This window comes from Nocardia yamanashiensis NBRC 100130, from assembly GCF_001613325.1.
Lineage (GTDB): Bacteria > Actinomycetota > Actinomycetes > Mycobacteriales > Mycobacteriaceae > Nocardia > Nocardia yamanashiensis.
Genome location: NZ_BDCD01000048.1, coordinates 22,280 through 42,581 on the forward strand (window position 1 = coordinate 22,280; position 20,302 = coordinate 42,581).

The window sequence follows — 20,302 nt, forward strand, 5'->3', positions numbered from 1 at the left end:
GTCAGTCGGTGCTGCCGGCCGAGGCGGAGCCGGAGACGGTGCAGTCGGGGGACTGGGCGGCGGGCTGGGCGGCGGTGCCCGGCGCGACGGTGACGGTGATGGATTTCGAGTTGCCGCCGTGGGTGGCGGTGAGGGTGTGCTGGCCTGCGGTGGTGGGGGTCCATTCGACGTGCGCGAGGCCGTTGTTGATCATGGCTGGGCGGGCCTTGCCGATGCAGGCGCCATTGTCGGTGAACACTACCGGGGCCTTGAGGAAGCTCGAGCCGGTGTCGAAGCCGGTGCCGGTGCCCTCGGTCTGGGACAGCAGCTGGAAGGTGCCGCCCACGGTGGGTTCGCCGTTCTTCTTCGACACCGCGATGTTGATGACGTCGGCGGAGGCGGGCGGCGCGGTCAGCCCGACGGCGGCCAGGCCCGCGACTACGCCTGCGCCCCAGGCGATCCGGCGATTCAGGTTGGTTCTCGGCTGCACTCTTCGACTCCCATGCTCGGCCCGCTTCCCGGGGTTCGCCGAACACTATCGTCACGGGAGTGTGAAGTGCTAGGGTTTCACCTCTTTTGGGTATGCCCCGAATCCGTGGGGCGCGGGCGGGCACGGGCGCGCCTGCGGGGCGGGCCGCGGCGGGCGAACTAGCCTGTCCCCGTGCCGCCGCGATCGGTACGGGGGGACGGGGAGCGGCCGGGCGGCGCGGATCGTGACATCGTGGTAGGTACACGCACCCTGTGGTCGGCGGCTGGATCGGAGTGGGATGGAAATGGTTGCGCAGTCCCCGGTTTCGATGAGCGTGGTGCCGGGCACCGTGCTGCTCGATCCGCAGTGGCTCACCGAACGCATCGCCGACATGGGCGTTTCGTGGGGAACCGGGGATTCGCGGGTATCGGGCACGCTGTGGTGGTGCATGGCGGCCTCTTCGCTGGTCGATGCCGTGGTGGGCGCACAGGTGGGGATGCGACCCGAGGTCGACCCGGTGCTGGAGCGGATCACCTGCGAAGTGCGCCCGGACGGCGGCATCGAACGGGTGCTCCCCGTCGACGACGGTGCCGGCGCGGCCGAACCGGTCGGGCACGCCCTGCGTCACACCCTCTCGCGGGTGATCCCGGTGGTGGCCGAGGTGTGCGGAGCCGGCGTCGCCGCGCTCTGGGCGATCGTCGCGGACGCCATCGGAAACCGGGCCCTGGACGCCGGTGACCAGGAAGCGGGCGCACGTCTGGCCCGGGACGTGGCGGGCCGGCTGCCGGTGCCGCGGTTCAGTGATGTCGGCGGCCGCACTTTTGTGCGCCGCATCTCCTGCTGCCTGGTTTTCGAGGTGCCCGGCTGCGAAATGTGCACCAGCTGCCCGAAACGACCTGCGGCGCAGCGCGAGCAGTTGCTGGCGGAGCTCGCCGCGCGGGGCTGACGCCCGCGTGGGCGCAGCGTAGGACCCTCCCGATAGCATGGTCGCGCCGGGGGTATACCGGCACGCGAACCAGAACCGGCGGGTAAGTCGCCCGTCTATGACGATGCCAAGGAGTGTCCAGCCGTGACCACCACAGCCGCGAACAGCCCAGTACCCCTGATCCGGGTGCCCGCTGGGACTACCGCGGGCACTGCGGTGCGCGAGGCGGACCTGCCGAACAAGGGCCCCGCCGCTGTCATCGTCGTCAAGGACGCCGCGGGCGAACTGCGGGACCTGTCCTGGGCGCCCGAGTTCGACACCGAGGTCGAGGTCGTCACCGCGGACTCCCCGGACGGGCGCAATGTGATCCGGCATTCGGCCGCGCACGTACTGGCCCAGGCCGTGCAGCAGGAGTTCCCGAACGCCAAGCTCGGCATCGGCCCGTACATCAAGGACGGCTTCTACTACGACTTCCAGGTGGACAAGCCGTTCACCCCGGAGGATCTGACCAAGCTCGAATCCCGGATGAAGAAGATCATCAAAGGCGCGCAGCGGTTTTCGCGCCGGGTGGTCGATATCGACGAGGCCCGCATCGAGCTGGAGAAGGAGCCGTTCAAACTCGAGCTCATCTCCGACAAGTCCGGCATCGACGATCCGGAGGTCATGGAGGTCGGCGGCAAAGAGCTGACCATCTACGACAACCTGGACCCGCGCTCGGGCGAGAAGATCTGGGGCGATCTGTGCCGCGGCCCGCACTGCCCGACCACCAAGTACATCCCGGCCTTCAAGCTCACCCGCTCCTCGGCCGCCTACTGGCGCGGTGACCAGTCCCGCGAGGACCTGCAGCGCATCTACGGCACCGCCTGGGAATCCACCGAAGCGCAGGACGAATACCTGCGGCTGCTGGAGGAAGCCGAGAAGCGTGACCATCGCAAGCTCGGCCTCGAACTCGACCTGTTCTCCTTCCCGGACGAGCTGGGCTCGGGCCTGCCGGTGTTCCACCCCAAGGGCGGCATCATCCGCAAGGAGCTCGAGGACTACTCGCGCCGCCGCCACATCGCGGCCGGGTACGAGTTCGTGAACACTCCGCACATCACCAAGGGCCACCTGTTCGAGGTCTCCGGCCACCTGGACTGGTACCGCGACGGCATGTTCCCGGCCATGCACCTCGATGCCGAACACAACGAGGACGGCACCGTGCGCAAGCCGGGCCAGGACTACTACGTCAAGCCGATGAACTGCCCGATGCACAACCTGATCTTCCGGTCCCGCGGCCGGTCGTACCGGGAACTGCCGCTGCGCATGTTCGAGTTCGGCTCGGTCTACCGCTACGAGAAGTCCGGCGTCGTACACGGCCTGACCCGGGTGCGCGGCATGACCCAGGACGACGCGCACATCTACTGCACCAAGGAGCAGATGCACGCGGAGCTGACCACCACGCTCCAGTTCGTGCTGTCGCTGCTGCGCGACTACGGTCTCGACGACTTCTACCTGGAGCTGTCCACCAAGGACCCGAAGAAGTTCGTGGGTTCGGACGAGCTGTGGGAGGAGGCCACCGAAACCCTGCGCAAGGTGGCCACCGACTCCGGACTGGACCTGGTGCCGGATCCGGGCGGCGCGGCCTTCTACGGCCCGAAGATCTCCGTGCAGGCCAAGGACGCCCTCGGCCGCACCTGGCAGATGTCGACCATTCAGCTCGACTTCAACCTGCCCGAGCGCTTCGAGCTGGAGTACACCGGCTCCGACGGCGCCAAGCACCGCCCGGTCATGATCCACCGCGCGCTGTTCGGTTCCATCGAGCGCTTCTTCGGCGTGCTCACCGAGCACTACGCGGGCGCGTTCCCGGCCTGGCTGTCGCCGGTGCAGGTGGTCGGCATCCCGGTCGCCGAGGCCTTCGCCGAGCACCTGGACAAGGTGATCGAGCAGTTGCGCGACAACGATATTCGCGCCGAGGTGGATCGCAGCGACGACCGCATGCAGAAGAAGATCTTCAACCAGACCGCGCAGAAGATCCCCTTCATGCTGCTGGCCGGCGCGCGCGACGTGGAGAACGACGCGGTGTCCTTCCGGTTCCGCGACGGCACCCAGGTCAACGGTGTGCCTGTGGCGGAAGCGGTTTCGATCATCACCGATTGGATCAAGCGCCGTGAGAACGCATCTCCGACCGCGGAGCGCTTCGAGAAGACGAACGGGTAGGGCATGACTGAACGTACGGCGTCCGGCGGTCTCACCGAAGCTGCTGCCGGACAAGAGATTCCGGCGCAGCAGATCGTGGACAACGGTGCGGGCGAACCCGATCGCCTGCAGCGGCTGTGGACGCCGTACCGGATGTCCTACATCACCGGCGCGGTCGAGGAGCGGAAGCCGGACGCGCCCAAGACCACCGGACATCCCTTCACCGACATCCCGCTGATGTCGGACGAGGACGGCTTGGTGCTGGCGCGCGGGCAGTGGGTGTACGCGGTGCTGAACCTGTACCCCTACAACCCCGGCCACATGATGGTGGTGCCCTACCGCCGGGTGGCGAACCTGGAGGACCTGACGCCCGAGGAGAGCGCCGAGCTGATGGCGTTCACCCAGCAGGCCATCCGGGTGATGAAAAGCGTTTCGCGGCCCGAGGGATTCAATGTCGGATTGAATCTAGGGGGCGTTGCCGGCGGTTCACTTGCCGATCACCTGCATCAACACATCGTGCCGCGCTGGAGTGGAGACGCGAACTTCATTACCGTCGTCGGCGGAGTGAAGGTGATGCCGCAGCTGCTCCGGGAAACCCGGGCGCTGCTGGCGCAGGCATGGAAGGAATCCGAATAGCGTGCTGAGCTTCTTCGGTCGCGAAACGTTCGCCAAAGCGACTGCGCCCCTGGGCAAAGCGCTGGTGAGCACCGGGCTGACCCCGGACGCGATGACGCTCATCGGCACCACCGCCTCGATCGCCGCGGCGGTGACCCTGTTCCCCACGGATCATCTGTTCTGGGGAACCATGGTGATCTGGCTGTTCGTCATGTTCGACATGCTCGACGGGGCGATGGCGCGGGCGCGCGGCGGCGGCACGAAATACGGTGCGGTGCTGGACGCCACCTGTGACCGGGTGGCCGACGGCGCCATCTTCGGCGGACTGGCCTGGTGGGCGGTCTACCACCAGAACTCCAAGGAGCTGTTCGCGGCGACCCTGGTGGTGCTGGTGACCTCGCAGGTCATCTCCTACGCCAAGGCGCGCGCCGAGGCCAGCGGCCTGTCGGCCGACGGCGGGCTCATCGAACGGCCGGACCGGTTGATCATCGTGCTGGTCGGCGCGGGCTTCACCGGCATCGGCCAGTACTACGGCATCGAATGGCTCTCCTACGCGGTGTACGCGGCCATGTACGCGCTCGCCGTGCTCAGCATCATCACCGTTTTCCAGCGGGTGCTGGCGGTGCGCAATTCCCCGGGTGCGCGCGATGTGCTCGCGCCCGCGGTGAAAGCTCCGGAGGAACCGCAGCGGTGAATACCGATTTCACGTCCGCGTTGACCGACAAGGCGTACGCGGCCGGGTGGGCGCTCGTCCGCGCACTGCCGGAGAAGCTGGCGCGCAAGGCTTTCGACGCCGGGGCCGACGCGGGTGCGCGCAAGGCGAATCGCGCGTCGCACGCGGGGCAGCCGAATCAATTGCGGCGCAATCTGGCCCGGGTGCTCGGCACCACGCCCGAGCAGGTGCCGGACACGCTGATCCAGGCCAGCATGCGGTCCTACGCGCGTTACTGGCGCGAAGCGTTCCGGCTGCCGACCATGGACCATGTGGCACTGGGCAAGTCGCTGCGGGTCGAAGGCACCGAATACCTGGAGGCCGGGCTGGCGGCCGGACGCGGCGTGCTGCTGGTGCTGCCGCATTCCGGGAACTGGGATATGGCCGGGGTCTGGCTGGTGCAGAACCACGGCGGATTGTCCACCGTCGCCGAGCGTTTGAAGCCCGAAGCGCTGTTCAAGCGGTTCATGGCCTACCGCGAGAGCCTCGGGTTCGAGGTCTTCCCGCTCACCGGCGGCGAGCAGCCGCCGTTCCCGCAGCTGGCGGAGCGGCTGCGCGCCAACAAGGTCGTGTGCCTGATGGGCGAGCGCGACCTCACCGGCAAGGGCGTGCCGGTCACCTTCTTCGGCGAGACCACCTGGCTGCCCGCCGGCGCCGCCAAGCTGGCCATCGACACCGGGGCGGTGCTGCTGCCCGTGCACTGCTGGTTCACCGACGAGGCGGGCCGCGAGGACTGGGGTATGCAGGTCTTCGCGCCCATCGACGTTTCCCGGGGCGTGCAACCGGCTACCCAGGCGCTGGCGGATGTCTTCGCGGCCAATATCGCCGCCCATCCCGCCGACTGGCACATGTTGCAACCGCTGTGGGAAGGTGACTTGTCGCAAGCGCGACTGGACCGCATCGCCGCGGCGCAACAGCAACTGGGGTATTCGGACGCGGCGGAGCCTGCCGCGGCCGAGGGGGATACGGGAGACGGCGCACTATGAGAATCGGCATGGTCTGCCCGTATTCGTTCGACGTTCCGGGCGGGGTGCAGTCGCATGTCGTGGAATTGGCGCAGGTATTGATCGAACGCGGGCACAAGGTGAGCGTGCTCGCCCCCGCCGCCGACGACACGCCGCTGCCGGATTTCGTGGTGTCGGCGGGTAAAGCGGTCGCCATTCCCTACAACGGGTCGGTGGCGCGTTTGTCGTTCGGGCCCACCGCCTATACGCGTATTCGGAAGTGGATCGCCGAGAACGATTTCGACGTGCTGCATATTCACGAGCCGAACGCGCCGAGCCTTTCCATGCTGGCGTTGAAGATCGCCGAGGGTCCGATCGTCGCGACCTTCCATACTTCGACGACGAAATCGTTGGTGCTCAGTACTTTCCAGGGCGTGCTGCGGCCGTACCACGAGAAGATCAGCGGGCGGATCGCGGTGAGCGAACTGGCGCGGCGCTGGCAGGTGGAGGCGCTGGGCGGGGACGCGGTGGAGATCCCGAACGGGGTGGACGTGCCGGCGTTCGCGCACGCGCCGCTGCTGGACGGGTACCCGCGCGCCGGGAAAACCGTACTGTTCCTGGGCCGTTTCGACGAACCGCGCAAGGGCATGGACGTGCTGCTGGGCGCACTGCCGGAACTGGTGCGCCATCACCCCGGGCTCGAGGTTCTCATCGTGGGCCGCGGCGACGAGGACCGATTGCGCCGCGAAGCCGGTGCACACGCCTCACACCTGCGATTCCTCGGCCAGGTCACCGATACCGAGAAGGCGTCGGCCATGCGCAGCGCCGACGTGTACTGCGCACCCAACCTCGGCGGCGAAAGCTTCGGCATCGTCCTGGTGGAGGCCATGGCCGCCGGAACCGCCGTCGTGGCGAGCGATCTCGACGCCTTCCGCCGGGTGCTGCGCGACGGCACCGCCGGCATGCTGGTCCCGGTCGGCGACTCCGGCCGCCTCGCCGAGGCCCTGAACACCATGCTCACCGACGACGCCAAGCGCGAGGAATACATCCGCACCGCCAATCAGGTTGTCGGCGAATACGATTGGCCGGTCGTAGCCGAGCAGATCCTGCGCGTCTACGAGACAGTGACGGTCGGCGACGTGCGAGTACGGACCGCCGGATGAGCCGCTGGTCCGCCGCGCCGGCTCGAAACGTCCGCGCGGTTTCGGAATCGGCCGCGACCGCCTGTGATGCCGTCGTGAGGACGATCCGATGATCACCTTTTCCGCGACCACCATTCTGGTGCTCGCGCTCGTCGCCGCCGTAGTCATCACCATCGGCGTCTGGGCCTACACCACGGCGAATCGCTTGGACCGCTTGCATGTTCGCACCGATCAGGCGCGGCACGCCCTGGACGCGGCGCTGGCCCGGCGCGCGGTGGTCGCCCGGTCGGTGGCCACCACGTTGTCCGGTCTCTACGATCCGGCGCTGGTCGAGCAGGCGCGGCGGCTCTCGGCGCTGGCCGATCGGGCCGAACGGTCCAACTGGCGTGACCGGGAGACCATCGAGAATCAGCTCGCTTCGGCGCTGTCCGCGGTCGATATCGGTTTGCTGCCACCGCAATTGGTGGCCGAGCTGGCCGATGCCGAGGCCCGGGTGCTGATCGCCCGCCGCTTCCACAACGACGCGGTCCGCGACACCCTGGCGCTGCGCACCCGCCGCTTGGTGCGCATCCTGCACCTGGGCGGTACCGCGCCGATGCCGACCTATTTCGAGATCGCCGAGCGGGTGACCCCGGCCGCTTCGACGGGGCTGGAAGTGGATACCGTCCGCACTTCCGCGCGGGTGGTGCTGCTCGATGAGCAGGATCGCGTGCTGCTGCTGCGCGGCTGCGACCCCAAGGTCCCCGATGTGCCGTTCTGGTTCACCATCGGCGGCGGCGTGAATCCGGGAGAAACCCTGCGCGAGGCCGCGATCCGTGAACTCTGGGAGGAGACCGGCCTGACCGCCGACTCCTCGCTGCTGCGCGGACCGCTCTGGCGGCGCGTGGCGGTGTTCCCCTTCAACGGTGAACTCATCCGCTCCGAGGAACTGTTCTTCGCCCTGCGCACCAAGAACTTCGAGCCCGAGCCCGGCAATCTCGACTACATCGAGCGCCGCTCCATCAACGGCAACAAGTGGTGCACCCCCACCGATATCGCCCACCTCGACCACTCGGGCGAAACGGTCTACCCCTACCACCTGGACCACCTGCTCGCCGAAGCCGTGGCAGCCGCCGACACCGACACCGACCCCGAAGTGCGCTCCATCCGCTGACCTGTCCGCTGGATGGGATGGAACTGCCGTACCACTCCCAGCCCGGCGGTGACGCCGTTACCGTGGGCCCGTCAACGGCGATCTGCGGCAAGGATTTCGGTATGAAGCTGATGTACGCCCTCTGGGGTGACGGTCTGGACGAGCGACTGCACGACGCGGACCTGCGTGACCGCCTGGCCGCCGCGGGCGCGACCGAACTGCAGGTCAACGTGTGCGACAAGGATGTGGCCGAGGCCCAGGTCAAGCACACCACCTACGACGCCCCGATCGCCGCGATCGTCACCGTGCGTACCGAGGGCGCGCACGAGCCCGTCACCGCCGCCCTCGGCGCGGTGGCCGCCGACGTGAACGGCTGGATCGTGGACGAGCGCACCCCGATCGTGCCGCCCCCGGTCGAGAACGGCGTCCGCACCGAAGCCCTCGCGAACTTCGCCCTGCTGCGCATCCCGGCCGACCTCACCCGCGAGGAATGGCTGCACCGCTGGCACGACCTGCACACCACGGTCGCCATCGAAACCCAGGACACCTTCGGCTACGTCCAGAACACCGTCCGCGCACCGATCACCCCCGGCAATCGCGTCGACGCCCTCGTCGAAGAACTCTTTCCGATGGCGGCCATGTCCAGCCCGCACGCCTTCTACGGCAGCGGCGGCGACGACGCCGAGTTGCAGCGTCGAGTCACCCGCATGATGGAGAGTGTGGTCAGCTTCGGCGCGCACCTCGACCTGGACCTGGTGCCCACCAGCCGCTATGTCTATCGCCTGGCCTGAGCGCCCCGGAGGTCTGCGCTATCCGCGCAGGTTGCGGTCGAACAGGTCCAGCAGTTCGCGATAGTGCCGTTCGGCGGATTCGCGATCGTAGGCGGCGGTATCGGCCTGGGTGTAGCCGTGCTGCGCGCCGGGATACACCTCGGTGCGGAACCGGACTCCCGCTGCCGCCAGGGCCTTGTCGAATTTCTCGATGTGCTCCGGGGTCATGTGGGGATCCTCGCCCGCATGCGCGAAATACAGCTCCGCGGTGATGTTCCCGACCGTCAGATGCGGGCTGTCGGGCGCATCGGTGACGAGCGGCCCGCCATGGAATCCGGCGACCGCTCCGACGCGCTCGGGGAACATGGCGGCGGTGAGGACCGCGAGGCGGGCGCCCATGCAGTAGCCGGTGACGCCGACCTTTCCCGCCGTGACCTGCGGCGCCGCCGCCAGCCAGGCCAGATACGCGCCGGCGTCGGCGCGCAGGGCTTCCGGGGTGAGCGCCCGGATCAACGGGATCACCTGCTGGAAGATCTCCGGGCGGGCGGCGGGATCGATGTACTCCGGCATCTCGACCACCGGGGCGCGGCCGCTGCGGTAGAAAGCGTTCGGCAGGAGCACGGAATAGCCGTGGGCGGCGATCCGGTCCGCCATGGCGCGCAGGCTGGGGCGCACGCCGAAACCGTCCTGGAGCAGCAGCACGCCCGGGTGGGCGGCGCCGTCGTCGGGGTGGGTGAAGTACGAGTCGGCGACGCCGTCGGGGGTCGGAATGTTCACGGAGGTGCCGTGTACTGCGGTCATGGTCGAATCCTTCTGTCGTGGTTGAGGTTCTGTGTTCAACACAACGAAGGTGGCGCTCGCGGAATACCGCGGTGCACTCGAGCCGGCGGCGGGCGGTGTGCTGCCCGCGCGGTGCTCAGCAGCGCACCGGGTAGCCAATCCGTGTGTGGCGCAAAGCCGTCCCGGTAGTCATCGCCTCACACCGTACCCGACGATGCGGCGGGTCAGAAGAATCGGGAGCTGCGGACGGGGCCGGGGGAGCGGGCCGGGCTGCGCGGACCCTGCAGCCAGCTGTCGCGGGTGGCGGTGACGAACGCGGCGAGCGCGCTGTCCGGGTCGTCGGGCGTTGCGCCGTCGCCCGGGTCTGGGGTGGTGTCGGCGGCCACGATCTCGGCGGCCAGTTCGGCTTCGGGGCGGTCGTCGCCGGGGACGTCCTCGGGGCCGTTGTCGCCGATGCGGAAGCGCGGGCCCCACGGTTCGACGACGGTTTGCGCGAGCAGGCCGTGCACATCGGCGCTGACCTGGGTGGGATCGGTCCAGCAGGAGGCGTGTTCGTGCAGGATCTGGCCGTCGGCGCGGTGCAGCAGCGAGGTCTGTAGTTCGCTGGGCAGGGTGTTGAGGTGGTAGGCGATCACCGCGGTGTCGGTGCGGTCGGGGTCGTACTCGACGGTGGGCAGGTCCAGGAGCTGCGCGGCGGCCAGGCCCAGGATGCGGTCGGAACGGTTGGGCAGCAGCGACACCGAGCGCGGGGTGCGGCCGGCGGCGGTGAGGATCAAGGCCAGCCGGTCCAGGCCGCGCCGGCAGTTTTCGACGCTGTCACCCAGATAGGCCCAGCGGCCGGTCATTCCGGCATCGAAACCGTAGGGGGAGTAGGTGGCGAGATAGCCGCCGTTGAGGGCGAAGTGCCAGCCGCGCAGATCCTGGTGATCCAGCGGCGAGACCGTGGCGGCCCGGTCGGCGCGGGACAGCATGCGGCCGACCCGGTCCCGGGCGTAGAACCAGCGCTCGTCCTCCGGATCGGGCAGCGTGTCGAATTCGGTGCGCGCCGCCGCGACCTGGCCCGACAGCAGCAGGTTGTAGGTCAGCAGATAGCGCTCGGGCCACGGCCGCAGGATGGGCGCGTGGGCGGTCAGCGCCGCCACCGCCTCCCCATGCCGGTACTCGTCTTCCAGGGCGGTGGTCAGCTCGTTGAGAGCCAGCTGCGAATCCGGTTGCCGGCGCAGGGCTTCCCGCAGCACCGGCACCGCCAGGAAGGAAATGCCGCGTTCGATGCATTCGTAACCGAACACGACCAGGGCCTGAGCGTCCTCGGGAGCGCCGATGACGGCGCGGGCGGCCTGGACGAGATCGTCGAAATCGACGGCCGCCGCCAATTCCGTGGTGAACGCGGCCAGTTCGGTGATCGGGGCGGTTTCGGCGAGCGGGCGCAGGGCGCGCACCGCGCCGGGCACATCGCCGTCGGTGAGCAGGGTGCGGGCCTGATCGAGTGCATTCATCATCGCCGAAAATCCTGAACCAGGACCGCGCCCGCCGCAAACGAGTTTCGGGCGGGACCGCCGCTTACGGGAAGCGGTAGCGCCGCATCCACTTGGTCATGATCCATTTCTCGCCCGAGAGCACCGGCGCGCCGGCGTGTTTGGTCGCCGGGTCGAGCTGGCCGCGGGCGTTGAAATACCGGAAGTAGACGGCTTGACCACGTCGCGGCGATACGGTCACGCCCGCGTCGGCGAAGACGGTTTCGCCGCCGGCCGCCACATCGTTGAGGTAGACGATTAGGGTCGCGGTGCGCTGGCCGCCGACGGCGATCTGGGTGGTGTGACCGGGCTGGTCGGGCGGGAAATAGTCGAAGTGCGAACGGAATTCCTCGCCGACGCCGTAGCGCAGGATCTGCAGGCCCTCGCCGTTTTCCAGCGGCCAGTTCATCAGCGCCGACAGCCGCCGGTCCAGCCGATCGATCAGCGGGGTCTCGGAAATCCGGAACGAGGTGTTCGCGCTGGAGCGGTGCGCCACGATCGCCGGCTGCCCGGTGTCCGGATCGACGACCGTGGACGGCTGCAATTTGCCCTCGGACAGTGCGATGACCTCGTCGCATTCCGCGGCGGAGAGCACATTGTCGAACAGGATCACCTGTGGGCGCTCGAGCCGCAGCAGCGCATAGACCTCACGGTCGTAGGCCTGCACGACGCGGCCGTCGGCGACCGGCCACGGGTCGTACCGGTACGCCGATTCGGTGGGCAGCTCGCCCGACAGCATGGTCCGCACGGCCGTGGCCGCCGCCTCCGGATCGAAGCCGTCCCCGACCATCGCGGCGACCATCGTCTCGTGCGAGCAGCCGCGCTCGATGTTCTCGTGCAGCCAGGCCCGCCACGAATCATCCAATGCCACAGTCACGTCCATAGAGCCTATTGCGCTGGGGACCGCTCGGCGACTCGTGCGGGCGGGATCGGCGTAACCGGCGCGAAACGTGATCGAGTACTAGACTCGCGGCCAGTCCGGTCGAGCTTGGGGGCCTCCGCCGGGCTTGCGCGTGCGAATGCCCTCTCGAGGAGTTTCGATCCCTTTGAGCAGCGTTTTCCGCCGCATCTCACCTTCCGAGCGGTTGTATCTGGCCGCGCGAGATCTGCAGCCGCACTTCCTGATCCAGATGGTCGTCCAGGGCGTGGGCGCGCTCGATCCGAAACTGTTGCAGGACGCGGTGGATCGCGCCTCGTGGATGAATCCCGGTGCGCGCCTGGTGCGTTCGGGCGAGGACTGGCTGGCGGTCTCGGCGACGCCCCGGGTACGGGTGATCGCGAACGGTGTGCTCGACTACGACCACCTCAGCGACGATGCCGTCCTGAACGGGCCGATCGCCCGGCCGGACTATCTGTCCGAAGCGCTGAATTGCGAAGTGCTGCTGCTGACTTCGGAAACCCCGACGCTGATCTTCCGGGCCTTCCACGGTTCGATGGACGCCAAGGGCTTGCAACTGTGGATCGCGGACGTCTTCCGCGCCTTGCGCGGCGAAGAGCCCGTGGGAGCGGCAGACCCCGTATCGGAACTGGAATTCGCACAGCGCCTGGGCATTCCAGGCAAGGCGACCCTGATGCGCCTGAGCTACCGCACCCCCGTCGGCCGCGGCGCACCGGTGCCGGACCGCCCATATCTGCTCCGGCATCGCACCGTACCCGCCGTCACCAGCGCCGTCGTCGCCCGCATCGGTGAAATCATCACCACCGCGGTCGACGCACCCACCCGGCTCATGTTCCCCGTCGACCTGCGCCGTCACGACGCCTCGGTGCACTCCACCGCCAACCTCACCCTGCCCCTGCACGTCGACGCCGCACCGGGCGAGAACTGGCAGCAGATCAACGGCCGCCTCCTCGCCGGCCTGCTGCGCGGCGACGAACTCAACCAGATCAACGACCTGGTCCTGGCCAAGAGCCCCGCCGCCCTCCAGCGCGCCGTCCTGCGCTTCATCGGCGCCGTCGGCAAACGCACCGACCGAAACCTCTACTCGGCGGTCCTTTCCCACACCGGCAAGATCGACCTCGCCGAATACACCGCCCCCGGTTTCACCCCCACCACAGTCGCCGTGATCCCCGTCCACCTCCCCATCGCGCCACTGAGTTTCGCCATCGTCGAAGCCGGGGGAGCGACCGCGATCACGGTGTCGTGCCGCAATGGCGAAGGCGTCGCCGAACGATTGGAACAGCTGCTCCACAGCATCGTCGACGCGATCGAGGCGGCCGGGATCGAGGCGGTCGCGGTCCAGGAGGCGGAAGCCGGTGCCGAGACCGAGACCGCGGCTGTTCCGGTCGCGGAAGACGATGGCGTCGTAGAGGAACTGATCTCCGGGCCGGGGCAGTTGCCTGGGCATCCGGTCACGCTCGTGGAGCTGTTGCGGGGGCAGGCCGCGCTGCGACCGGAATCGGTGGCGCTCACCGGGCCGGATGGCACGCTCACCTACGCGCAACTGCGGGATCGTGCCGCCGGGATCGCACAGGCGTTGCGTGACAACGGCATTCGCGGCGGCGATACCGTCGCGGTGGTGGCGGGCCGGACCCTGGCCGGGCAGAGCGGGCAGTGGGGCATTCTCACGGCCGGGGCGGCGTTCCTGCCGCTGGATCCGCGGCATCCGCGGGAGCGGATAGGTCAGATTCTGCGGGACTCCGGGGTTCGGCTGTGCCTGGTCGAACGCGAACTGGCCGAATTGGTCGGCGATACCGTGCCGACGCTCGTGCTGGAAGATCTGCCGGAGCGGGGCGGTGACCTCGATGTCGAAGTGGCGGCGGCCGATATCGCCTACGTGATCTACACCTCCGGATCGACCGGGCGGCCCAAAGGCGTTCAGGTCACGCACGACAACGTCATGAACTTCCTGCGCGCGGCGGTGGACTGGTACCTGCTGACCCCGGACACCCGCTACGGGCACTATCACACGCCCGCAGCGGATCTCGCGTGCATGGCCATGGTGACGCCGATGATCGCCGGTGGCGCGGTGGTGCTGGTGCCGGGGGAGATCAACCACCTGTCGCTGACCGAATTGCTGGCCGAGGACGGCGCGAACACCGTGTTCCTGACGCCGAGCCTCGCGGAAGTGATCGTGCGCCAGGGCATTCCGGCCGTCGGCATGCGAGCCGTCGCACTCGGTGGTGAACAGGTCAGCCGTGATCTGGCCCGCCGGGCGCGCAAATACTTCGGCCCGCAGGTGCGGCTGCTCAACAGTTACGGCCCGGCCGAAGTCACCATGGTCTGTGTCTCCCAGGTCCTCACCGACAGCACACCGGCCGGCGCGACCTCGGCCCCGATCGGCTTCCCCGCGCCCGGCACCACCGTGCACCTGCTCGACGAGGCGGGACAGCCCGCCGCCGACGGCGAGAACGGCGAATTGTATTTGGGCGGACCGCAAGTCGCCGCCGGATACCTGGACCGGCCGGAACTGACGGCCGAACGCTTCGTGACCCTGGACGGCGCACGCGTCTACCGCACCGGCGACCTGGTGCGCCGATTGCCCGGCGGCGCACTCGAATTCGTCGGCCGCGTCGACCATCAGGTGAAGATCCGCGGTAACCGGGTGGAACCGGATGAGGTGCGCTGCGTGCTGGAAGCACACCCCGAGATCGCCGCCGCCGCGGTACTGGGCCGCCGCCGCGAAGACCAGGGCGACCACGTGCTCGAGGCGTACATCGTGCCCGCCGCGAGCGCCACGGCCGGGCAGCCCGACGATCGAATCCTGCGCGACTACCTGGCCGACGCGCTGCCGGTGTACATGATCCCCGCCGCCTTCCACCGCATCGCCGAACTGCCGTTGACCGACAACGGGAAGATCGATCGCGTGGCGCTCGCCGAATCCGGTGATGCACAGGCCGCCGAGCCGGAGGCCACGCCCGAAGCCCCGAGCACGACCGACGAAGACGGTGCCGAGGCCGGCGGCGACGTCAAGGACCGGGTGGCCGAGATCTGGGGCCGGGTCCTGCACTGCGACCCGGCCACACTGGTGGCCGACTCCGACTTCTTCGCCCTCGGCGGCGACTCCCTCGCCACCATGGAAATGCTGGCCCAGGTCTCCCGCGACATCGTCGGAAAGCAGGCCGAGCAGGCCTTCGTCGCCCAGCTGGAGGGCCTGCTCCAGCGGCTCACCCTGGACCGCGTGTGCGAGGCCGTGACGGTGGCGCTGGCGGGTACCCGATGATCTTCATCGGTGCCGGCGCCCTGCTCTGGCGCGCGGTCGACTTCACCACCGCCGCAGGCCATCCCGTCGATCTGGTGGTGGTGCCTGCCGGGCAGGAACCAGCCGCCGGTCAGCGGCAAATCCCGCTGCTGGCCACCGCCGACGTGAACGCCGCGGCAGATCGACTGCGAACCGCGTCCACCGACGGCATCGTGTTCTCGCTCAACAACACCACCGTGCTGCGGGAACCTGTGCTGGACAAGGGCTTCCGCATCTACAACATTCACAACGGGTTGCTGCCCCGGCACCGCGGTCTGCCCGAGGCCGCCATCGTCTACGCGATCCTCAACGGCGACAACACCTATGGCGCGACCCTGCACGAGATCGACGCCGGCATCGACACCGGCGCGGTCCTCGACGTCGAGCGGTTCCCCATCACCGCCACCGACGGATTCCAGGACATCATGATGCAGGGCCTGCGATCCTGCGCGCTGCTGTTCGAACGCAACCTCGAACCCATCGCCGCCGGCCGCGCCACCCCGCAACCCCAATCCACCGAAGGCGCTGGATATTACGGCCGCAACGCTCTCCGCGCCCTGCGCGAGCTGACCGGCCATCCCGACTTCGCCCGCGCCACCGCGCTCGGCGTCTTCGCCCCCGTCTATCCGGAACTGTCCGGTGCGATCCGAGATTCTCAACTAGGGTCGGCTACGTTCGCCGATTCTCCGTAGCGGCGGGCATCGTGTGGAATGAAAGGTTCTCGTGTCCTATCTGCTCTACGATTTTCTGCTCCCGTACATGGGTCCCTCCGCGGCCGAATACTGGGCGACCGTGTTCGTGATCGGACCGCTGTAGTAGCGGTGCGGTAGCCCCCCAGCTGTGACGCCCGTCATGCTCCCTTGGGCGGGCAGTCCAGTCGTGTCCAACTGGCTATGAAGTCGGTAGAAGTGGCCGCCTAGAATCAGGGTGTTCGATTCCGAGCGATCCGATTGGCCCACATGACACAGGAGTTTGCCGTGACTACGCCCGAAGCCACCCCCTCGATCGGAACCGCCCGCGTCAAGCGCGGCATGGCCGAGATGCTCAAGGGCGGTGTGATCATGGACGTGGTCACGCCGGAGCAGGCGAAGATCGCCGAGGACGCCGGCGCCGTGGCCGTCATGGCGCTCGAGCGCGTCCCCGCCGACATCCGCGCCCAGGGCGGCGTCTCCCGCATGAGCGACCCGGACATGATCGACGGCATCATCGAGGCCGTCTCCATCCCGGTCATGGCCAAGGCCCGCATCGGCCACTTCGTGGAAGCCCAGATCCTGCAGTCCCTCGGCGTCGACTACATCGACGAATCCGAGGTGCTGACCCCCGCCGACTACGCCAACCACATCGACAAGTGGAACTTCACCGTGCCCTTCGTCTGTGGCGCCACCAACCTCGGCGAGGCCCTGCGCCGCATCACCGAGGGCGCGGCCATGATCCGCTCCAAGGGTGAGGCCGGCACCGGCGACGTCTCCAACGCCACCACCCACATGCGCACCATCCGCGGCGAGATCCGCCGCCTGACCTCGCTGTCCGAGGACGAGCTGTTCGTGGCCGCCAAGGAACTGCAGGCCCCGTACGAACTGGTCCGCGAGGTCGCCGAGACCGGCAAGCTGCCGGTCGTCATGTTCACCGCGGGCGGCATCGCCACCCCCGCCGACGCCGCCATGATGATGCAGCTCGGCGCCGAGGGCGTGTTCGTCGGCTCCGGCATCTTCAAGTCCGGCAACCCGGCCCAGCGCGCCGCCGCCATCGTGAAGGCCACCACCTTCTACGACGACCCGGACGTGCTGGCCAAGGTGTCGCGCGGCCTGGGCGAGGCCATGGTCGGCATCAATGTCGAGGAGATCCCGCAGCCGCACCGCCTCGCCGAGCGCGGCTGGTAATCCCCGGGCGCACCGCCTGAACTCGGACCGCCGGGTGATCCACGTGATCACCCGGCGGTTTTCGTTTGCCCGGGCCCCGGTTTTCGTGTGCGGCAGGGACTTTCGGCCCTGTCCGTCAAGGGTGGAATACACGAATGCTGGAGTGCGAGTCGGCGTGTCCGCACCACCGGCTACCTGCGCGCATCCGCTCCAGCAAACTTGGCAACATTTCCCGGAATGTAATGCGGCAAATTTACTACCTGGTGGTTTGTCGCTAGTGTTCGGCTCAACCACCGGTGGGAACAGTCGAATCACGCGTTCTGGCAAGGAGTCCGCATGCTGGAAATAGACCAGTTCACCTATGGGTGGTTAACCCCGGCGCTGGCCTACGTCATGTCCGTCACCGGGTCACTGCTGGCCCTGCGCTGCATGGTGCGGGCCCGCAGTCAGAACGGGCATCGGGGGTGGATCGCGACCGGGGCCATCGCGCTGGGCGGCACCGGGATCTGGGTCATGCATTTCATTGCGATGCTGGGGTTTTCGGTGCACGACGCCACCATCCGCTACAACGTGCCCATCACCGTCTTGTCGGCGGTCATCGCCATGGGGGTGGTGTGGCTCGGGCTTTCGATCGTGGTGCATCAGCACGGTGAGGCGTTCGCGCTGATCACCGGCGGCACGATCACCGGGCTCGGGGTCGGGGCCATGCACTATTCGGGCATGTACGCCATGAAAACCGATGCGGCCGTGCGCTACGACGCCTGGGTGGTGCTGCTGTCCATCGTGATCGCCGTGGTGGCGGCCACCGCGGCGCTGTGGTTCGCGCTGCACGTGCAGGGCATCGTGTCGACCGTGGGCGCGGCGCTGATCATGGGAATCGCGGTGTGCGGCATGCACTACACGGGCATGTTCTCCATGCGCGCCCACGTCTCCGACCACCTGCACGTTCCCGCCGGGGCGCAGGCGGGCGAGCTGCTCACCCCGTTGATCGTCGCGGTCAGCATGGTCACCATGCTCATGCTCTTCCAGGTCGGCATCACCGATGTCGAAGAGCCCGATCTGAGCCGGATTCGCGGCCAGTACGCGAGCCGCTTCTGGCCCAGCCGCGGCGCCGGCGAACCGCACATCCCGCCCGACGATTTCCCCACCGAAACCTTCCAGGCCCATCCTCGCCGCTGGTAGCCGCTACTACCGGATCGAACGTGTTGTCGCTGAACCGCAATCGGGTGATATCGCCGGTGTACAGCTGGGTGCACACCGGCAGGCCCTTTCGGCCACGGCAATCCGACGTAGCAGCACACGTTCGAAACCCAGCTCGCGGACGATGGCCGGATCGGGCTGCACGGGCGGCTGATTCGCCGGATACCGCCCGGGCGAACTTGGTTCGCAGTCTCGGCCGGGAACGCGAGATGTGAGTTGCGGCAACAAATTAGGACATGACACAGGCATCTCGCCCAGGGCACTGGGCAATGCTACTGTGGCGAGCGTATGGAGTTGGATAGAGGGGGTGGCCACTATCCGTCTGCGTGGACGTGGTTCCGAACATGGTGTGAAGTCCGCCGGGTGTGTGGCTGGCCGCGTCTCGCGACGCACGGTGCGGACAGTGCAGTGGCATATCGCACGCCTGCAACCTTTCAACCTTCCGGCGTTCGGCAGAATCCTGTCCACCGCGAGCGGAATACCGGTGCGGATCGAGGCGAGCTCGGCACTGCCACCGGGGGTCGCGGGCCGGTGGTTCCGGCTCCGATCCGGCGATCTGATCGAATACGATGCCGAACTGCCCGAGATCGCCCGCATCAACACCGTGCTGCACGAAGCCGGGCACATTCTGTTCGGCCATGCCAGCGCCGCCTATCAACTCGGTGCGGACGAAGCGATGTGCTCGGTGCTCGATTCCTCGGCGGTCGAACATTTCACGCGCGTCAGATACCGGTCGGGGAACTACACCGACAGTGAGCACGAGGCAGAGGCCTTCGCGCGGCAGACGCTCCGGGCAATCCTGTGGAGCGATATCGAGACCAGCGAAGCCGCGGAACTGCGTGCGGCGCTGGGCGTTCCGCGCTTTCGTATCGGTCGGCGGCGATGATCGCCTTCGATTCGGCGGTAGCGGTGCTCATCCTCGCCGGCGCCGCGGCGCTGGTCCGGCAGCGTCTGATGCAAGGGGTGCGCGGGCGCTGGAACCCCGTCGCGGTGCTGACTCTGCTCGCTCTCAGCTTCCTGTTGCAGACTCCGGTCGTCGCGGAGGCACTGGCGGGCATTCGTACCAATATCGGGTATCTGGCCGCTCATCTATGCGCACTGATCGCGATCATGGTGACGACGTTGCACTGGCGTTGCTACCTTTCGCCCGATCCTCCCGGACGCTGGCGCCTGCTGGTGATCAACGCGTTCTACGTGTCCGTGCTTGCGGTCCTGATCTACCTGTTCATGACATCTCGGCAGCGGCCGCATGGGATCGGTTTCGCGCGTGAGTTCGCCGGTAGCACACGCATGCAGGCCTACTGGATCGTGCAGGCGATGGTGGTCATTCCCGTGGTGTCCACGCTCGCGGTGGTGGCGGCGAAAGCTACGGCGCAGGAAAGACGCTGGCGGCGAACCCTTTTCGGCTTGCTGGTCGGGTCCGCGCTGGCATTCACCGTGTACGAGGCGTGGGTGGTCGTCGTAGTCATCGACTGGCCCGCCATGCCCCCCGCGTGGGCGCAGCGGGTCACCCTGGGCTTGCAGGTGACGACCAGCTCGCTGCTGGTCGGTGGCACGATCGGTCCGGTGGTACTGGGCTCCGTACGCAGCGCTCGCCTGGCCTATTTCTACATCGAAGAACTTGCACCGCTGCATCATTGGTTGACTTCGAGATATCCGCAGGTACGCTTCCGCGGCGACCGGATCAGGCGGGCCGAGACCCGGGTCACCGACATGCTGGTCGAGATCAGTGACGGGCTGCGTCTGCTGCAACGCGAGGACCCCGCCCTGGCGTGCGAAAAACTGCTGGATGACGAGACCATCATCGCGGCGCTGGACGACGGCGCGCACCATATCGCCTATGAACTGGCGGCCGCGCGAAGCTTCCGTGCCGCCGGACGACGGGTGCCGGCCGACCGGTAGTGCGCC

At 68.0% G+C, this 20,302-nt stretch carries 18 protein-coding genes; 14 read left to right on the forward strand and 4 right to left on the reverse strand.

Annotation, left to right across the window (positions count from 1 at the left end; genetic code table 11):
- Nucleotide 1: 1 nt before the first annotated feature.
- The gene (locus NY1_RS38835) at nt 2–469 is read right to left on the reverse strand and encodes a hypothetical protein (RefSeq protein WP_067722566.1); all 468 of its coding nucleotides are present in this window, start codon (nt 467–469) and stop codon (nt 2–4) included.
- Nucleotides 470–752: 283 nt separating this feature from the next.
- Between NY1_RS38835 and NY1_RS38840 the strand changes: the two genes are divergently transcribed.
- The 8 genes from NY1_RS38840 (at nt 753) to NY1_RS38875 (ending at nt 8,884) form a co-directional block, all read left to right on the forward strand.
- Nucleotides 753–1,394, forward strand: a complete 642-nt coding sequence (locus tag NY1_RS38840; protein WP_233434679.1) for a (2Fe-2S)-binding protein — start codon at nt 753–755, stop codon at nt 1,392–1,394.
- A gap of 123 nt (nt 1,395–1,517) precedes the next feature.
- Nucleotides 1,518–3,569, forward strand: coding sequence for a threonine--tRNA ligase (gene thrS, locus NY1_RS38845; protein ID WP_067722568.1), 2,052 nt, complete (start codon nt 1,518–1,520; stop codon nt 3,567–3,569).
- Between the two features lie 3 nt (nt 3,570–3,572).
- Nucleotides 3,573–4,184 carry an ATP adenylyltransferase gene (locus NY1_RS38850; RefSeq protein WP_084536193.1) on the forward strand — a complete coding sequence of 204 codons (612 nt, stop codon included), beginning with the start codon at nt 3,573–3,575 and terminating at the stop codon, nt 4,182–4,184.
- A 1-nt stretch (nt 4,185) separates the two neighbouring features.
- Nucleotides 4,186–4,857 carry a phosphatidylinositol phosphate synthase gene (pgsA, locus tag NY1_RS38855; RefSeq protein ID WP_067722570.1) on the forward strand — a complete coding sequence of 224 codons (672 nt, stop codon included), beginning with the start codon at nt 4,186–4,188 and terminating at the stop codon, nt 4,855–4,857.
- Nucleotides 4,854–5,861: a phosphatidylinositol mannoside acyltransferase gene (locus NY1_RS38860; RefSeq protein WP_067722572.1), complete on the forward strand. Its 1,008-nt coding sequence runs from the start codon at nt 4,854–4,856 to the stop codon at nt 5,859–5,861. The genes pgsA and NY1_RS38860 overlap by 4 nt, the downstream gene beginning before the upstream one ends.
- Nucleotides 5,858–6,982, forward strand: coding sequence for a glycosyltransferase family 4 protein (locus tag NY1_RS38865; protein ID WP_067722574.1), 1,125 nt, complete (start codon nt 5,858–5,860; stop codon nt 6,980–6,982). The genes NY1_RS38860 and NY1_RS38865 overlap by 4 nt, the downstream gene beginning before the upstream one ends.
- A 91-nt stretch (nt 6,983–7,073) precedes the next feature.
- A complete protein-coding gene (locus tag NY1_RS38870) occupies nt 7,074–8,114 on the forward strand; it encodes an NUDIX hydrolase (RefSeq protein ID WP_067722612.1) in 1,041 nt (346 codons plus the stop codon).
- Between the two features lie 17 nt (nt 8,115–8,131).
- Nucleotides 8,132–8,884 (forward strand): hypothetical protein, encoded by a 753-nt coding sequence (locus NY1_RS38875; RefSeq protein WP_233434680.1) that lies wholly within the window; start codon nt 8,132–8,134, stop codon nt 8,882–8,884.
- An 18-nt stretch (nt 8,885–8,902) separates the two neighbouring features.
- On the opposite strand, the gene NY1_RS38880 is transcribed toward NY1_RS38875, so the two are convergent.
- The 3 genes from NY1_RS38880 to NY1_RS38890 all read right to left on the reverse strand — a co-directional run bounded on the left by NY1_RS38880 (nt 8,903) and on the right by NY1_RS38890 (nt 12,034).
- Entirely contained in the window at nt 8,903–9,664 is a 762-nt protein-coding gene (locus tag NY1_RS38880) for a dienelactone hydrolase family protein (RefSeq protein WP_067722576.1), read from the reverse strand.
- Between the two features lie 203 nt (nt 9,665–9,867).
- On the reverse strand, nt 9,868–11,142 hold the full coding sequence (locus NY1_RS38885) for a tetratricopeptide repeat protein (RefSeq protein WP_067722578.1): 1,275 nt from the start codon (nt 11,140–11,142) through the stop codon (nt 9,868–9,870).
- A 61-nt stretch (nt 11,143–11,203) separates the two neighbouring features.
- Complete coding sequence (locus NY1_RS38890; RefSeq protein WP_218028551.1) at nt 11,204–12,034, reverse strand: 2OG-Fe(II) oxygenase; 831 nt, start codon at nt 12,032–12,034, stop codon at nt 11,204–11,206.
- Nucleotides 12,035–12,203: 169 nt separating this feature from the next.
- Here NY1_RS38890 and NY1_RS38895 point away from each other — a divergent pair, with 169 nt between their 5' ends.
- The 6 genes from NY1_RS38895 to NY1_RS38920 all read left to right on the forward strand — a co-directional run bounded on the left by NY1_RS38895 (nt 12,204) and on the right by NY1_RS38920 (nt 20,296).
- Nucleotides 12,204–15,317: a non-ribosomal peptide synthetase gene (locus NY1_RS38895; protein WP_174567259.1), complete on the forward strand. Its 3,114-nt coding sequence runs from the start codon at nt 12,204–12,206 to the stop codon at nt 15,315–15,317.
- Nucleotides 15,314–16,027 carry a formyltransferase family protein gene (locus NY1_RS38900; protein WP_067722583.1) on the forward strand — a complete coding sequence of 238 codons (714 nt, stop codon included), beginning with the start codon at nt 15,314–15,316 and terminating at the stop codon, nt 16,025–16,027. Before NY1_RS38895 ends, NY1_RS38900 begins: the two co-directional genes overlap by 4 nt.
- 285 nt (nt 16,028–16,312) lie before the next feature.
- The gene (gene pdxS, locus NY1_RS38905; RefSeq protein WP_067722585.1) at nt 16,313–17,215 is read left to right on the forward strand and encodes a pyridoxal 5'-phosphate synthase lyase subunit PdxS; all 903 of its coding nucleotides are present in this window, start codon (nt 16,313–16,315) and stop codon (nt 17,213–17,215) included.
- 315 nt (nt 17,216–17,530) lie between these two features.
- Nucleotides 17,531–18,376 (forward strand): MHYT domain-containing protein, encoded by an 846-nt coding sequence (locus NY1_RS38910; protein ID WP_084536194.1) that lies wholly within the window; start codon nt 17,531–17,533, stop codon nt 18,374–18,376.
- A 295-nt stretch (nt 18,377–18,671) separates the two neighbouring features.
- Entirely contained in the window at nt 18,672–19,280 is a 609-nt protein-coding gene (locus NY1_RS38915) for a hypothetical protein (protein ID WP_157762766.1), read from the forward strand.
- A complete protein-coding gene (locus tag NY1_RS38920) occupies nt 19,277–20,296 on the forward strand; it encodes a DUF6545 domain-containing protein (protein WP_067722589.1) in 1,020 nt (339 codons plus the stop codon). Before NY1_RS38915 ends, NY1_RS38920 begins: the two co-directional genes overlap by 4 nt.
- Nucleotides 20,297–20,302 lie beyond the last annotated feature (6 nt).

Bases quoted from the DNA above. Each gene is read 5' to 3' on its own strand.
- NY1_RS38885 (WP_067722578.1), bottom strand. From the start codon at position 11,142: ATGATGAATGCACTCGATCAGGCCCGCACCCTGCTCACCGACGGCGAT.
- NY1_RS38880 (WP_067722576.1), bottom strand. From the start codon at position 9,664: ATGACCGCAGTACACGGCACCTCCGTGAACATTCCGACCCCCGACGGC.
- NY1_RS38865 (WP_067722574.1), top strand. From the start codon at position 5,858: ATGAGAATCGGCATGGTCTGCCCGTATTCGTTCGACGTTCCGGGCGGG.
- NY1_RS38875 (WP_233434680.1), top strand. From the start codon at position 8,132: ATGGAACTGCCGTACCACTCCCAGCCCGGCGGTGACGCCGTTACCGTG.
- NY1_RS38910 (WP_084536194.1), top strand. From the start codon at position 17,531: ATGCTGGAAATAGACCAGTTCACCTATGGGTGGTTAACCCCGGCGCTG.
- NY1_RS38920 (WP_067722589.1), top strand. From the start codon at position 19,277: ATGATCGCCTTCGATTCGGCGGTAGCGGTGCTCATCCTCGCCGGCGCC.
- NY1_RS38840 (WP_233434679.1), top strand. From the start codon at position 753: ATGGTTGCGCAGTCCCCGGTTTCGATGAGCGTGGTGCCGGGCACCGTG.
- NY1_RS38900 (WP_067722583.1), top strand. From the start codon at position 15,314: ATGATCTTCATCGGTGCCGGCGCCCTGCTCTGGCGCGCGGTCGACTTC.
- NY1_RS38850 (WP_084536193.1), top strand. From the start codon at position 3,573: ATGACTGAACGTACGGCGTCCGGCGGTCTCACCGAAGCTGCTGCCGGA.